Here is a 14,265-nt window from a genome sequence, read left to right on the forward strand (position 1 = left end):
CCGCCTTGACTGGGAGGCCACAGCCGCAGCTGAGAGGATCACCGCATGGTCTCCCCGATCGAGGACTACGCGGTCCTCTCCGACTGTCGCACCGCCGCTCTCGTCTCGAGGGACGGCGGCATCGACTGGCTCTGTCTGCCTCGCTTCGACTCCGCCTCCGTCTTCGGAGCGCTGCTGGGAGGCGACGACCAGGGGCGATGGTCGCTGCGGCCGGTAGACGCCGACGCAACGAGCGAGCGCCACTACCTCGACGACACGCTCGCGCTGGTCACACGTTGGACGACTCCGAGCGGTGTGGTCGAGGTGATCGACGTGATGCCGCTGCGCGACGAGCGCCCCGAGCTGGTGCGGCGGGTGCGCGGCGTCCACGGCGCGGTGCGGCTGCGGCAGGAGCTGCGGATCCGCTTCGACTACGCGCGCACGCTGCCGTGGGTCCGCCAGGAAGGGACGGACGAGGATCCGATGCTCGTCGCCGTCGCCGGTCCCGATGCCGTCGTGGTGCGGGGCATGCGGCTCACGGCGACCGACCACGTGCACTCGGCCGAGTTCGACGTCGCCGAGGGTGAGACAGTCGACCTCTCGATGACGTGGTTCCCGTCGCACCAGAAGGCGCCCAAAAAGCTCGACGTCGACCGGGCCCTCGAGCGCACCCTCGATTGGTGGCGCTCCTGGGCCTCGTCGATCAGCTACGACGGGCCGCATCGCGACGCCGTGGTCCGCTCGCTCCTCACCTTGCGCGCCCTGACCGACGACGAGACCGGCGGCATCGTGGCGGCGGCCACCACGTCCCTCCCCGAGCAGTTCGGCGGCTCCCGCAACTGGGACTACCGCTACGTGTGGTTGCGCGACGCGTCGCTGACCCTCCAGGCGCTCATGGCGCACGGCTTCGAGAAGGAGGCGCAGAAGTGGCGGTCGTGGTTGCTGCGAGCGGTCGCCGGTGCCCCGGAGGACGTGCAGATCATGTACGGCCTCGCCGGTGAGCGCGACCTTCCCGAGCGCACGATGGCGAGCCTGCCCGGCTACGACGGCGCCTCTCCTGTGCGGATCGGCAACGCCGCCGTCGACCAGTACCAGGCCGACGTGATCGGCGAAGTGATGGTGGCCCTGCACGAGGCGCGCCAGGGCGGAGTCGACGAGACTCAGTTCTCGTGGCCGCTCCAGCGCGCGCTGTTGGGCTTCGTGGAGGAGAACTGGCAGCGTCCGGACAACGGCATCTGGGAGATCCGCGGCGAACCCCGCCATTTCACGCACTCCCGGGTGATGGTGTGGGCGGCGCTCGATCGCGGTGTGCGCGCGGTGCGCGAGAACGGCCTTCCCGGCCCGGTCGAGACGTGGGAGCGGCTGCGCGAGGAGGTGCGTGCCGAGATCCAGGCGCAGGGCTTCGATGCCGACCGTGGGCACTTCGTGCAGTCGTACGGGTCGACCGAGGTCGACGCCTCCCTCCTCGTGCTGCCGATGGTCGGCTTCGTCGAGGCCGACGATCCTCGGATGCTCGGCACGGTCGCCGAGTTGGAGCGCGTCCTCCTGCAGGAGGGCCTCCTGCACCGCTATCGCACCGAGTCGTCGGTCGACGGCCTCGCCGGCTCGGAGCATCCGTTCCTCGCCTGCTCGTTCTGGCTCGTGCGCCAGTACGCCTACTCGGGGCGCCTCGACGACGCGACGACGCTCATGGAGCGCCTCGTCGGCCTCTGCAACGACGTCGGGCTGCTCTCGGAGGAGTACGACGTCGATGGTCACCGCCACGCCGGCAATACGCCGCAGGCCCTCTCGCACCTCGCCCTCGTCCAGGCGGCCGACGCTATCGCCGCCCACCTCTGACGCCTCCCCGCGAGATGCCACTTGTGCGCGCCTCCCTCGGCGTGTCGCGCGCACAAGTGGCATCTCGCGGAGGGGTCAGTCGCGCTGAGGAGGCTCGCGCAGATCGATCAGCCCCGTGAAGAGCGCACCGCGCTCGTCCGAGGCCTGATCGCCCGAGAAGAGATTGTCAGGGGCCGAGGAGGGGTGGCGGCGCGGAGGCGTCCGGGGCGGCTCCTGCTCCAGCTCGACGCGCTGGCGCGGCAGGGCCACAGGGTCGTTCTCGTGCAGCCACGACACGAGGCGCTCACGCACGTAGCACCGCAGGTCGAAGAGCGTCGGCGCGTCCTTGGCGGTCACGAGCACGCGGATGCGCACGAATCCTCCGGTCGCGTCCGTCACCTGGAGCACGCTCGTCCGCCCGTCCCACAGCTCGGTCTCCTCGAGCACATGGTGCAGTTCCTCGCGCATCTGCTCGGGACTCACCCGCCAGTCGAGGTCGAGCTCCACCGCGCCGAGCAGCTCGGAGCCCGTGCGAGTCCAGTTCTGGAACGGCTGGGTCGTGAAGTAGTTGGTGGGCAGGACCAGGCGGCGGTCGTCCCACAGGTGCACGACGACGTAGGTCAGCGTGATCTCCTCGATCCGACCCCACTCGTTCTCGACGATCACCACATCGTCGAGGCGGATCGCATCGCTGAAGGCGAGCTGCATCCCCGCGAAGATGTTCGTGAGGCTCGACTGTGCCGCGAGGCCCGCGACGATCGAGAGCACACCCGCCGAGGCGAGGACACTCGCCCCCGCTGTGCGCGCCTCCGGGAAGGTGAGGAGCGAGGCGCCGATCGCGATCACGACGACGGCGGCGACGGCCACGCGCCGGATGATCGTCATCTGCGTGCGGAGGCGTCTCGCGCGCCGGTTGTCGGCCGTGTCGGTGCGGTAGCGCTCGGCTCCCAGGTCCTCGACGAACACGAAGAGCGCGCCGACGACCCACGCGGCCGCGCCGATCGTCGCGATCTGGAACACGCGGTCGAGGAGGGTCGGCCAGGTGTCGCCGGAGGCGGTCACCGCCAGCGCCACCCATATCGCGATGGTCAGCAGCAGCACGCGGAACGGGATGCGCAGGCGCCGGATGAGCAGGCGCGCCCAGGTTCTGCGCTTGCCGATCGAGCGGAACGCAAGGGCGACCGCGGCGGTCGCCACGACGGCGATCACGACCGCGATGACGACGGCGAGCGCGACGGAGCCGATCTCGGGGAGGACGTCTTCGGGCACGGCGGTCCTTTCGGTAGAAGAGGAATCGGCGGGGATGCGGTAGCGAACAGACAGCGTTCCACGCGCTCCACGCGCAAGCGACGTTCTGCGCCGGACACCGTGCGGATGCCCAGGCGGCGTTCCCGCCGCACCGTCGACGGCCCGCCGGTGATCTCAGGCCTTCGCCGATCGACGATCCGCCGCGGCCGACGGGCTCGCCCGGAGCATCGCGATGTCGACCGTCGCCGATCACGGCGCCACGAGCGACACGAGCCGCACCGACGTCTCCACGTACGACAACAAAGCCCCGTACCTCGAGGAGGTGCGGGGCGGGTTGGTGCACCCCCTCGGACTTGAACCGAGAACCCACTGATTAAGAGTCAGTTGCTCTGCCGATTGAGCTAGAGGTGCGTTGGCGCCGGCGCGAAGTGCATGCCGAACCGAGGAGTCACATTACCAGCGACTCCCCCCGGTTCGTCAAATCGCCAGCGTGCGGCAGCCCGTCGGTATCGTGATCCCGTGATCCTCCGCTCCGACGACCCTCGCTTCGACGACGACCTCCGCCTCGCCCTCCGCCTCGCCGACGCGGCCGACGCGATCTCGAGCGAGCGCTTCGGCGCGATCGACCTCGTCGTCGACACCAAACTCGACCGCACTCCCGTCACCGACGCCGACCGTGCCGTCGAGGAGGCGATTCGCTCCCTCCTCGAGACGGAGCGCCCCGACGATGCGATCCTCGGCGAGGAGTTCGGCACGTCGGGCGACGCCTCGCGCCAATGGATCCTCGACCCGATCGACGGGACCGCACACTTCCTCCGCGGAGTGCCGATCTGGGCGACGCTGATCGCGCTCGCGGTCGACGGCGTGCCCGTGGTCGGCGTCGTGTCGGCCCCCGCCCTCGGTCAGCGGTGGTGGGCGGCGAAGGGGTCGGGTGCGTGGAGCACGGCGCTCCCCGCGACGGAGGAGCCTCGGCGCCTGCGTGTCTCGGGAGTGGCCGAGCTGGCCGACGCGACCTTCAGCTACAACAGCATCCAGCAGTGGGCGGGAGCGGGCCGCCTCGACCAGCTGCTCCTCCTCGCCGACTCGGTGTGGCGCGACCGCGCCTACGGCGACGCGTGGCCCTACATGCTCGTCGCCGAGGGGCTCCTCGATGGGGCGGGCGAGTTCGACGTCAAGCCGTACGACCTCGCCGCGCTCGTGCCCGTAGTCGAGGAGGCGGGCGGGCGTTTCACCTCGGCCGACGGGGAGCCCGGCCCCTGGCATGGCAGCTCCCTGGCGACCAACGGCGTGCTGCACGAGCAGGTGCTCTCCATCGTGGCCCGGCGATGATGCGTCGCGTCGTGCTGGTTCTGGTCGCGACGCTCGCGCTCCCGCTCGCCGGTTGCACCTCCCTCGCCGGCGCGGGCGCTCCGGAGGCGGTGCGCGACGAGGCGGGAGCCGTCGTCACCGCGGGCAGCAGCGACGCGTTCTCGTTGCGCCGCGGCGACTGCCTCCGCGACCCGGCCGAGGCTCGCGTGGCCGACGTCGAGCTCGTGCCCTGTGACCAGGAGCACGCCCTCGAGGTCTTCCACACCTTCGTGCAGTCGGGCGACGACTATACGAGCCGCAACACCCTCCTGGCGCAAGCCGATGCGGGGTGCGAGCCCGAATTCGGCGCGGTGATGGGAATCGCCTACGGGGACTCGGCGCTGGAGTATCGCGCGCTCGTCCCCTCGTCCGTCAGCTGGCGGCACGGCGACCGCACGATCGTGTGCGCCGTGCACGACCCTGCGCTCGACTCCACGAGAGGGAGCTTCGCGGGCGCCGCCCGGTGAGAGGGGCGGACGCCGCACGGGGCGCCCGTGGCCGAGACGACGTCAGTTGCGGTGCGCCCGCTCCCGCGAGGCGAGCCAGTAGGCAGGGACGGCGCACGCGACGACGACGAGGTGCATCAGCATCAGGGCGATGACGGCGGGCGCGTTCGTGCCGGGGACGAATCGCACCGCGAGCAGCAGGATGTCGGGAACGAACGACAGGAGCGTCACCAGCGGGACGAGAACCATCAGCGTTCGGCGCGGATTCCGCGAGCGGGACTGGACGAAGAGCCAGCCCACCCACCCGATCGCGAGACCAACGATGGTGAGGAGTGCGTTCGCGGGGACGGTCAGCGGCCCGTAGCCGCTGGGCGCGCCGAGCGTGATGGCGGCCGCTGCGATGGCGGCGTTGACCGCGATGGCGATCACCCCGGCGCCCGCAAGAAGAAGTGTGGTCCGCACTCGGGAGCGAGAGTCCTGGCGTGGCAGCGAAGCGGTCATCATGTGCCCTTCGATCAGCGCTCATGCGGAGCGCATCCTTTTACGGTTCCAATCGGTACCGTAATAGGACATACGGTACTGCAGAGAACCGGAAGTTACCATCGTTCCATGCCGATAGAGCAGAGCCCGGCCCCAGCAGGCCGACCCCGCGATCCCGGGGTCGAGCACAGCATCCTCACCGCGACGCAGGAGCTGCTCGTCGACCGCGGGTACGCAGGGACGACGATCGCCGCCGTCGCGAGCCGCGCCCGTTGCGGCAAGTCCGCGATCTACCGCCGCTGGACCACGAAGCCAGAGCTTGTCGTCGCCGCCGTCCGCGCCACCCAGCACGCGCAGGAGACCCCTGACACCGGAAACCTCCGCGAGGATCTCCTCGGCGCTGCCCTGCACTTCGCCGACTCGGGAGACCGCTCTGGCCTCGTCCTCGCGAGCGTCCTGAGCGAGATCGGTCGCGATCCTCAGCTCTTCGAGGCCGCCTACCGAGTGATCGGCGGACCTCCTGTGGATGCCCTGATCGCGGTGATCGAGCGGTGGCAGGCGAAAGGAGCGATCTCTCCCGAGGTCCACGTGCGGCTGATCGCCGACATCGTGCCGACTGCGGCCTTCGGCAGCGTGACGCTGCGCAAACGCGGTCTCGATCGCGACACCGTGGCCGAACTCGTCGACCACGTCGTACTGCCCGCCCTCGGCGTGCCCGCACAGCGCGCCTGACGCGCGCTTCGGAGACGAAGAAGACTTCACAGGTGCGACGACGACCGAGGGTGGAGATGGGGGGAATCGAACCCCCGTCCATCGCTGTGATTCTGCGCCTTCTACGGGTGTAGCCAGTGAGAGCGTTCTGCTCGGCCCCGACCGTTACCACTGGCGCATCGGTCGACGGGCCCAGCCCGAGTGCACGTCCCGCGTCGCCCTCAGGCGTAACGACGCAGCAAGTCCTCTTGATGACGCCAGGATCCGGGGCGAGGACACACCCACGGGCTGACGGACTATCTACTCTGGCTTAGGCAGCGAGAGCGAAGTCGGTGCGCTTGTGTTCGGCACCTATTGTTTTTCAGAGATCGTTAACGAGATAACCCTGAATCCTCGACCCGCTTCTCGCAGTTTCGCAGGCAATGTCGAAACCGATCATCCCCGCGATCACTCGCCGGCTCGGGAGCCGGAGGAGTGGGTCGTCGTCGCACACTATGGAGTTGCGACTTCAGTCTACCGCGCCTCGCGCGCCGAGACCCGACGACGACGTAGATCGAGCAGCCCGAGCACGAGCGCGAGGGCGATCAGGCCCAGGGTGACGAAGTAGCCGTGTCGGAACGCGTCGTGATACTGGGTGAGACCCTCTGCCATGCCCTGCTCACTCGCGAGTGTGGCGAAGAAGACGGCGGAGGCACATGCCGTTCCGACCGCGGTCCCCACCCGCTGGCCGAGCTGGCCCACCGAGCCGGCCACCCCGCCCTGCGCCGGCGGAATCTCGGCGAGCGTGAGCGTCTGGTTCGGTGACACGACGAAGCCGCCGCCCGCTCCGGCGACGAGCATCGCGGCTCCCATGCCGTAGGCGGCCGTGTCGGCGGGCAGAGTCTCGGCAGCGAGGAGGACGAGGCTGAAGCCCGCTACCACGAGCACGATTCCGAGGACGACCAGCGCCCGGCCGTAGCGCTGCACCAGCTTGCCGCCGTACCACGCCGAAATCGCCGAGGTCAGGGCGAACGGAATACTCACCATGCCCGCGAAGACGGGCGCGAGGCCTAACCCCTGTTGGAGAAACAGCGTCGTGAGCAGGAAGGTCGCCGGTATCGCCGCGAAGTAGGACGTGGCCACCAGAATGCCGTTGCGGTACGAGCTGGTGCGGAAGATGCGGAAGTCGATCATCGGAGTGCGCCCCCGGGCCGCGTAGCGCGCCTCCCACCGCACGAAGGCGGCCGCGGCGACCGCCGCGAGCGCGAGCCAGAACCAGCGGTAGGGAGAGTCGCTGGAGGAGCCGGTCGTGAGCAGGAACGGCAGCATGAACGCGAAGATCGCGACCGCGAGAAGGAGCAGTCCCACCGGGTCGAGCGAGGTGTCGCCGGTCGGTGCATTCTGCCGCTTGGGGAGGAGACGCCAGGCGAAGACGAAGGCCGCGATCCCGAGCGGGATGTTCATCCAGAACAACAAGCGCCAGCCGTCTTGCTCACCGCCCACGGCGATCAGCAGCCCGCCCAGAGTCGGCCCGAACGCGGTGGCGACGCCGACGGTGGCGCCGAAGACGCCGAAGGCGCGTGCCCGCGCGGCTCCCGTGAACAGCTGCTGCACCAGCCCGAGGACCTGCGGCATCTGAATGCCCGCGGCCACGCCCTGCAGGAAGCGCACCACCACGAGCACCTCGATGCTCGGCGCGAGCGCGCAGAGGAGGCTCGTGACCGTGAAGGCCGACAGACCGATGAGGAACAGCAGCCGCCGGGAGCGGAGATCGCCGAGTCGGCCCGACGGCACGAGCGCGAGCCCGAACGCCAGTGCGTAGCCCGCGACGATGAGCTGCAACTGGCTCGCATCCGCCGACAGAGACTTCTCGATCGAGGGCAATCCGACATTGACCTTCGACAGGTCGAGAATCGTGATGGCGGCGACGGACACCGCGACGGCGAAGGCACGCCAACGGGAGCGGTCGTCGATGCCGCTCGCGGGGGCAGGCTGTCGCGCGTCGGAGGAGGTCACACTCTCCAGTGTCGCAAAGAGCGACAGATGCCGGAGAGGCTTGCGCCGCAGCCGTCGGGCGACGTGCGCGCCGGCCCGACCGGGCACCTCCGCTGAAGACGGTGCGGCTCTACTCGCCCAGGCGCCGGCGTGTGGCCATCGCGCGGTCAGCCTCGCGACGGTCCTGACGTTCCCGCAGCACCTGGCGCTTGTCGTAATCCTTCTTGCCCTTCGCGACGGCCAGCTCGACCTTTGCCTTGCCGTCGCTGAAGTAGAGCGAGAGCGGGATCAACGTGTAGCCGCCCTCCTTGACCTTGTTGTGGATCTTGAGGATCTGCGCCTTGTGCAGCAGCAGCTTGCGCTTTCGGCGGGGCGGATGGTTGGTCCACGTCCCCTGCGCCCACTCGTTGATGTGCACGGCGTCGAGCCAGGCCTCGCCGCCATCGACGAAGGCGTAGCCGTCGACCAGGGAGGCACGGCCGGCGCGCAGCGACTTCACCTCGGTACCGGTCAGGACGAGGCCGGCCTCGTAGGTGTCCTCGATGAGGTAGTCGTGACGCGCCTTACGGTTGGTCGCGACGACCTTCTGACCCTGCTCTCTGGGCACGACGGATCCTCTCCGAAAACGACTGATGGGCCACCCCGATCGGGGCAGCCCACCAGTATACGCTCCGGTCGGAGGCGGCGATCAGACCCGGAGGTAGCGCGCGATCGCGACGTTGGCCGAGACGGCCGCGAGTACGATGCCCACCACGACGAGGATCGGCACCACCAGCAACGCGTCGTCGAGCCCGACGAACGAGGTGAGTGGGATGCGGTACGCCAAGAAGCCCTGGACGAAGAACTGCACGATGGCCACCACCGCCACTCCCGCGAGGATCGACCCGATCAAGGCGGCGAACACCCCCTCGAGGATGAACGGGGTCTGGATGAACCGGTTCGAGGCTCCCACGAGGCGCATGATGCCCAACTCCCGTCTGCGCGAGAACGCCGAGAGGCGGATCGTCGTCGCGATGAGGAGCACGGCGGCCACGAGCATGAGCACCGCGATGCCGATGGCCGTGTAGCTCGCGGCGTTGAGAATCGAGAAGATCTGGTCGAGGTAGCGCCGCTGGTCGGTGACGCTCTCGACCCCCGAGACGTTCGACAGGCTCTCGACGATCACCTCCGACTGCGTCGGGTTCTTGAGGTTGATCCAGAAGGTCTGGTTGAGCAGATCGGGAGTGACGTACTCGGCGACCGGGTTGCCGGCGAACTGCTGCTGGAAGTTCGCGAACGCCTGGTCGTGGTTCTCGAAGTACGAGCGATCGATGTAGGGCGAGAGGGTCGGACCGTCGAGCTGCGCCTGGACTGCGTCGATCTGCTCCTTCGTGGCGTCGGAGCCGTTGCAGTTCGAGCCGCCGGAGGTGGCGGTGCACATGTACACGGCGACCTGGGCCTTGTCATACCAGAAGTTCTTCATCTGGCCGATCTGCATCTGGAGCAGGATCGCCGTGCCCACGAAGGTCAGCGAGATGAAGGTGACCAGGATCACCGAGACGACCATGGAGACGTTGCGTCGCAGGCCGCTCGCGACCTCCGACCAGATCAGTGCGAATCTCACTTGACGGGTCCTACGTTCTGCTGGTCGTCACCGTTCTCCTCGCCCTGCGCCGCCGGCGCACGGAGGCCGAGGCGAGCCGCAAGTGACTCCTCGGGAAGCGCGCCGGTGTCGGCGGGGAGGTAGATCGGTCCGGTCTGGCTCTGCAGCTCGACGCGCGGGGCGTGGGCCTGCGGGGCGGCCTCGGGCGCGGGCGGCGTGGGCTGTTCGGGCGCTGCCGCCGAACGGCGGCCCTCCGGGATGCGGGGTTGCGGCGCCGTCTGAGGGAATCGCTGCGCCTGGGCCGCGGGGGCCTGGCGGAGGTCGACGTCCGGCACCTCGGCGGGGGCGAGCTCACTGTCGATGATCACCGGCACGGCGGCCGTGATCGGAGCCGCCACTTGGTGGTCGTCGGCCGCGACCACGACGACACCGTCGTGCACGACCGTGATGCTCTCGGTCTGGCCATAGCCTCCGCGGCTCTCGTCGCGGATGATGCTGCCCGCGGAGAGCTCGATCACGCGGCGCTTCATCTGATCGACGATGCCCGCCTCATGGGTGGCCATGATGACCGTCGTGCCGCCGGCGTTGATCCGCTCGAGGAGCGCCATGATCCCGGCACTCGTCGTCGGGTCGAGGTTTCCGGTGGGCTCGTCGGCGAGCAGGACCGCGGGCTTGTTGACGACCGCGCGAGCGATGGCGACGCGCTGCTGCTCGCCTCCCGAGAGCTCGTGCGGGAGGCGCGAGGCCTTCCCCGCGAGGCCGACCATCTTGAGCGTGTCCGGCACCGCCTCCTGGATGTAGCCCTTCGACTTGCCGATGACCTGGAGGCTGAACGCGACGTTGTCGAAGACCGATTTGTTCGGCAGCAGGCGGAAGTCCTGGAACACCACGCCCATGTTGCGGCGGAAGTACGGGACCTTGCGGCTCGAGATCTTGCCGAGGTTCTGCCCGAGCACGTGGATCGACCCGGAGGAGGGACGCTCCTCCTTGAGGATCAGCCGCAGACAGCTCGACTTGCCGGAGCCGGAGGCGCCGACGAGGAAGACGAACTCGCCCCGGAGGATCTCGAGGTCGATGGCGTTGAGGGCGGGTCTCGTGCCGCCGCGATACTGCTTGGAGACGTTGTCGAAGCGAATCATGTCGGTACGAGGGTAAGCGACGATCCCGAAGAGTCGGCCGAGACGGACCGCGGCGCGTCGAGACGCGCGATGATCAGGCCGACTTCCGCCAGCGGATCCCCGCGGCGATGAAGCCGTCGATGTCGCCGTCGAAGACGTGCGAGGGGTTGCCGACCTCATGGTCGGTGCGGAGGTCCTTGACCATCTGGTACGGCGCGAGCACGTAGCTGCGCATCTGGTCGCCCCAGCTCGCCGTGATGTTCCCGGCCAGCTCCTTCTTGGTCGCCGCCTCCTGCTCCTTCTGGATCAGCAGGAGCCGCGACTGCAGGACGCGCATGGCCGCCGCACGGTTCTGGATCTGGCTCTTCTCGTTCTGCATCGACACGACCGTCCCCGTGGGGAGGTGGGTGATACGCACCGCGGAGTCGGTGGTGTTGACCGACTGACCGCCGGGCCCGGAGGATCGGAAGACGTCGACCCGGATGTCGCTGTCGGGGATCTCGACCGCGCCGGCCTCCTCCATCAACGGGATGACCTCGACCGCGGCGAAGGATGTCTGGCGCTTGCCCGCGGCACCGAAGGGGCTCATCCGCACGAGGCGGTGCGTGCCCGCCTCGACGGAGAGCGTGCCGAAGGCATAGGGCGCGTCGATCTCGAAGGTCGCCGACTTGATGCCGGCCTCTTCCGCGTAGCTCGCGTCCATGACCGTCGCGGTGTACTTGTGCTTCTCGGCCCAGCGCAGGTACATGCGCATCAGCATCTCGGCGAAGTCGGAGGCGTCCACTCCGCCCGCGCCGGCGCGGATCGTCACGACCGCAGGGCGGTCGTCGTACTCGCCGTCGAGCAGCGTCTGCACCTCGAGCTCGCCCATCACCTTCTGCAGGGCGGTGAGCTCGGCGATCGCCTCCTGCTCCGACTCGGCGTCCTCGGCCTCGTTGGCCATCTCGACGAGCACCTCGAGGTCGTCGAGGCGCCGCTCGATCGACGTGATGCGAGCCAGCTCAGACTGGCGGTGGCTCAGAGCGCTCGTGATCTTCTGTGCGGCGTCGGTGTCGTCCCACAGGTCGGGGGCGCCTGCCTGCTCGCTCAACTCGGCGATCTTCGCGCGGAGCCCCTCGACGTCGATGACGGCTCGGATGTCGGAGAAGGTGGAGCGGAGAGCAGTGATCTGCTCGGTGAAGTCGTTGTCCAGCATGGTTCCCCCAGACTACCGGGGGCCCGGACAGGGGTCTGGGAGCCGGGCGTACTCTGGGGATGGTGACCGCCTCCCCCTCGCGCCCGTTCCCCGTCGGTCCCCTGCTGCTGTCCACCTTCCTCCCGACGCTGCTGTTCTCGATCGGCGAGGGCGCGATCATCCCGCTCCTCCCGGCCGCAGCGGGCGACCTCGGCGCAACCCTCGCGCTCGCGGGGCTCGTGGCGGGGATGATCATGATCGGCGAGCTCGCGGGCGACATCCCGAGCGGCTGGATCGTCTCGCGGATCGGCGAGCGCGGCGCGATGCTCTCGGCCTCGGGGGCGTCGATCCTCGGGCTCGTGGTGTGCCTTCTCTCGACCTCGTGGGTCGGACTGACGGTGGGCGTCTTCGTCATCGGGCTGGCGACGGCCGTGTTCGCCCTGGCACGGCACGCGTTCATGACCTCGTTCGTGCCCATCAGTCACCGGGCACGGGCGCTGAGCTCGCTGGCGGGAGTCTTCCGCGCCGGCTGGCTCGCCGGCCCGTTCCTCGCGGCCGGCGTCGTGCACCTCACTGGCTCGGTCGAGTCGGTGTTCTGGGTGCACATCGTCTGCTGCCTGGCCGCGGTCGTCGTGCTGCTGCTCGTGCCCGACCCGGCGACGGTGCTGCGCCGCGCGCAGGCCGCGAGCGGCGAGGCGCCGACCTCGCTCGCGCCGGAGTCGTCCGCGGGCCTCGTGCGCACCCTGCGCGACCACCGCGGCGTGCTGGCCCGGATGGGCTCGGGAGCGGCGGTGATCGGCGCGCTGCGCGGGAGTCGCACGCTGATCCTTCCGCTCTGGGCGGTGAGCATCGGCCTCGCCGAGACCGACACGGCGATCATCATCGGCGTCGCCGGGGCGCTCGACTTCGCCCTGTTCTACTTCGGCGGCGCCCTGATGGATCGCTTCGGCCGAGGCGCGACGGCGATTCCGTCGATGATCGGGCTCGGAGCGGGACACATCGCCCTCGCCCTCTCGCTGTTCAGCGCGGATCCGGTGCCGTGGTTCATCGGGATCGCCTGCGTCCTCGCGATGGCCAACGGGATCGGTTCCGGCATTCTCATGACGATCGGCGCGGATCTGGCTCCAGCGGAGGATCCTGCCCCGTTCCTCGGCGCGTTCCGCTTCACCGCCGACGCGGGAGGGGCGGCGGCTCCGGTGCTGCTGTCGCTGCTGACCGCCGCGATCTCGCTGCCGTTCGCCGCGGTCGGGATGGGCGCGCTGGGCCTCGCGGGCGCCGGCGCACTAGCCCGCTGGATCCCGCGATACGTGCCGCGCCGGCGGGCGACCGCCTCCTAAGCTGGAGGCCGCACGCGGGAGTGGTGAAATGGCAGACACGCAGGATTTAGGTTCCTGTGCCGAAAGGCGTGAGGGTTCGAGTCCCTCCTTCCGCACGACAGTGTCGTTACGAAGAACCCTTCGGCCGACGCGTTCCTCGGCGAAGGAGTCGGCGTCGACCGAGCGGAGCGAGCCGTGGCCGGTCGGGCACCCGCGCCGATTCCGACGGGGCGGCCCGGTACGCTGAGCGGCACCGTCGACGACTGGAGAACCGTTGAACCACGCCGCCCTGATCCCCTGGCTCGATCCGGAGACGATCCTCACCTCCTTCGGACCGTGGGGCGTGCTCGTGGTCTGCCTGATCGTCTTCGCCGAAACGGGGCTGCTCATCGGCTTCCTCTTCCCCGGCGACACGTTGCTCATCATCACGGGTCTCCTCGCGCACGAGAACGCCTCTCAGGGCGGCTTGGGCGTGCCGATCTGGCTGATCTGCCTCGCCATCGGCCTCTCGGCGTTCCTCGGGGGTGAGGTCGGCTACCTGATCGGACACAAGGCCGGTCCGCGCATCTTCGAGCGCAAGGAGTCGGGCTTCTTCAGCATCGAGAACGTGAAGCGCACCAACGCGTTCTTCGAGCGCTTCGGCGGGTTCGCGGTGATCCTCGCGCGTTTCGTGCCGATCGTGCGCACCTTCGCTCCGATCGCGGCCGGCGTCGCTCACATGAACTACCGCAGATACAGCCTGTACAACCTGATCGGCGCGCTGATCTGGGGAAGCGGCGTAACTCTCCTCGGCTGGCTTCTCGCCTTCATCCCGCCTGTCGCCGCGTTCGTGTCGCACTACATCGACGTGATCCTCATCGGTGCGGTGCTGCTCGCGCTCGTGCCGACGCTGTTCCACTTCTTCCGCCAGCAGCGCAGGGCGAAGCTCGCGAACGACAAGGGGACGGACGCCTCCGAGGCGAGCGCCTACGTGCTCGACCCCGAGACGCTCGACGACAAGCACCCTCGCGCCTGACGCCTCTCCCGCGAGATGCCACTTATGAGCGCGACACGCCGACGCGCGAGCTCATAA

At 69.1% G+C, this 14,265-nt stretch carries 13 protein-coding genes, 2 tRNA genes and 1 other RNA gene; 7 read left to right on the plus strand and 9 right to left on the minus strand.

All coding sequences use genetic code 11. From position 1 onward, the window contains the following. Positions 1-45: 45 nt before the first annotated feature. Complete coding sequence (locus ITJ45_RS09210; RefSeq protein WP_194609225.1) at positions 46-1,818, plus strand: glycoside hydrolase family 15 protein; 1,773 nt, start codon at positions 46-48, stop codon at positions 1,816-1,818. Positions 1,819-1,893: 75 nt separating this feature from the next. Here the strand turns inward: ITJ45_RS09210 and ITJ45_RS09215 are convergent, their stop codons facing one another. After that, a complete protein-coding gene (locus tag ITJ45_RS09215; protein WP_194609227.1) occupies positions 1,894-3,066 on the minus strand; it encodes a mechanosensitive ion channel family protein in 1,173 nt (390 codons plus the stop codon). Between the two features lie 314 nt (positions 3,067-3,380). Then, positions 3,381-3,456: transfer RNA gene (locus ITJ45_RS09220), tRNA-Lys, on the minus strand. A 111-nt stretch (positions 3,457-3,567) separates the two neighbouring features. Between ITJ45_RS09220 and ITJ45_RS09225 the strand changes: the two genes are divergently transcribed. Beyond that, positions 3,568-4,374, plus strand: a complete 807-nt coding sequence (locus ITJ45_RS09225; RefSeq protein WP_323742991.1) for an inositol monophosphatase family protein — start codon at positions 3,568-3,570, stop codon at positions 4,372-4,374. Beyond that, positions 4,371-4,859 carry a septum formation family protein gene (locus ITJ45_RS09230; RefSeq protein WP_194609231.1) on the plus strand — a complete coding sequence of 163 codons (489 nt, stop codon included), beginning with the start codon at positions 4,371-4,373 and terminating at the stop codon, positions 4,857-4,859. The genes ITJ45_RS09225 and ITJ45_RS09230 overlap by 4 nt, the downstream gene beginning before the upstream one ends. A 42-nt stretch (positions 4,860-4,901) precedes the next feature. Here ITJ45_RS09230 and ITJ45_RS09235 read toward each other — a convergent pair whose 3' ends face one another. Then, complete coding sequence (locus ITJ45_RS09235) at positions 4,902-5,300, minus strand: DUF6069 family protein (RefSeq protein ID WP_323742962.1); 399 nt, start codon at positions 5,298-5,300, stop codon at positions 4,902-4,904. Positions 5,301-5,447: 147 nt separating this feature from the next. Between ITJ45_RS09235 and ITJ45_RS09240 the strand changes: the two genes are divergently transcribed. Further along, positions 5,448-6,050 (plus strand): TetR/AcrR family transcriptional regulator, encoded by a 603-nt coding sequence (locus tag ITJ45_RS09240; protein WP_194609235.1) that lies wholly within the window; start codon positions 5,448-5,450, stop codon positions 6,048-6,050. Between the two features lie 48 nt (positions 6,051-6,098). Here the strand turns inward: ITJ45_RS09240 and ssrA are convergent. From ssrA to prfB, 6 genes are all read right to left on the minus strand, one after another. After that, positions 6,099-6,472: a transfer-messenger RNA gene (gene ssrA / locus ITJ45_RS09245) on the minus strand. 70 nt (positions 6,473-6,542) lie between these two features. Further along, positions 6,543-8,024, minus strand: coding sequence for an MFS transporter (locus tag ITJ45_RS09250; RefSeq protein ID WP_323742963.1), 1,482 nt, complete (start codon positions 8,022-8,024; stop codon positions 6,543-6,545). 109 nt (positions 8,025-8,133) lie between these two features. Next, positions 8,134-8,610 (minus strand): SsrA-binding protein SmpB, encoded by a 477-nt coding sequence (gene smpB, locus ITJ45_RS09255; RefSeq protein ID WP_055793597.1) that lies wholly within the window; start codon positions 8,608-8,610, stop codon positions 8,134-8,136. A gap of 81 nt (positions 8,611-8,691) precedes the next feature. Then, positions 8,692-9,606 (minus strand): permease-like cell division protein FtsX, encoded by a 915-nt coding sequence (ftsX, locus tag ITJ45_RS09260; protein ID WP_194609237.1) that lies wholly within the window; start codon positions 9,604-9,606, stop codon positions 8,692-8,694. Next, positions 9,603-10,724: a cell division ATP-binding protein FtsE gene (gene ftsE, locus ITJ45_RS09265; RefSeq protein ID WP_194609239.1), complete on the minus strand. Its 1,122-nt coding sequence runs from the start codon at positions 10,722-10,724 to the stop codon at positions 9,603-9,605. Before ftsE ends, ftsX begins: the two co-directional genes overlap by 4 nt. Positions 10,725-10,797: 73 nt before the next feature. Next, positions 10,798-11,898, minus strand: a complete 1,101-nt coding sequence (gene prfB, locus ITJ45_RS09270) for a peptide chain release factor 2 (RefSeq protein ID WP_194609241.1) — start codon at positions 11,896-11,898, stop codon at positions 10,798-10,800. Between the two features lie 62 nt (positions 11,899-11,960). On the opposite strand from prfB, the gene ITJ45_RS09275 reads away from it, so the two are divergent. From ITJ45_RS09275 to ITJ45_RS09285, 3 genes are all read left to right on the plus strand, one after another. Further along, positions 11,961-13,214, plus strand: coding sequence for an MFS transporter (locus ITJ45_RS09275; protein ID WP_323742964.1), 1,254 nt, complete (start codon positions 11,961-11,963; stop codon positions 13,212-13,214). Positions 13,215-13,228: 14 nt separating this feature from the next. Further along, positions 13,229-13,309 (plus strand) — tRNA-Leu (locus tag ITJ45_RS09280). Positions 13,310-13,467: 158 nt separating this feature from the next. Next, a complete protein-coding gene (locus tag ITJ45_RS09285) occupies positions 13,468-14,208 on the plus strand; it encodes a DedA family protein (protein WP_194609245.1) in 741 nt (246 codons plus the stop codon). Positions 14,209-14,265 lie beyond the last annotated feature (57 nt).

Source organism: Rathayibacter sp. VKM Ac-2879, assembly GCF_015351245.1.
Lineage (GTDB): Bacteria > Actinomycetota > Actinomycetes > Actinomycetales > Microbacteriaceae > Rathayibacter.

Coding starts and splice junctions, on each gene's coding strand:
- ITJ45_RS09210 (WP_194609225.1), top strand. CDS start 46: ATGGTCTCCCCGATCGAGGACTACGCGGTCCTCTCCGACTGTCGCACC.
- ITJ45_RS09230 (WP_194609231.1), top strand. CDS start 4,371: ATGATGCGTCGCGTCGTGCTGGTTCTGGTCGCGACGCTCGCGCTCCCG.
- ITJ45_RS09240 (WP_194609235.1), top strand. CDS start 5,448: ATGCCGATAGAGCAGAGCCCGGCCCCAGCAGGCCGACCCCGCGATCCC.
- ftsE (WP_194609239.1), bottom strand. CDS start 10,724: ATGATTCGCTTCGACAACGTCTCCAAGCAGTATCGCGGCGGCACGAGA.
- prfB (WP_194609241.1), bottom strand. CDS start 11,898: ATGCTGGACAACGACTTCACCGAGCAGATCACTGCTCTCCGCTCCACC.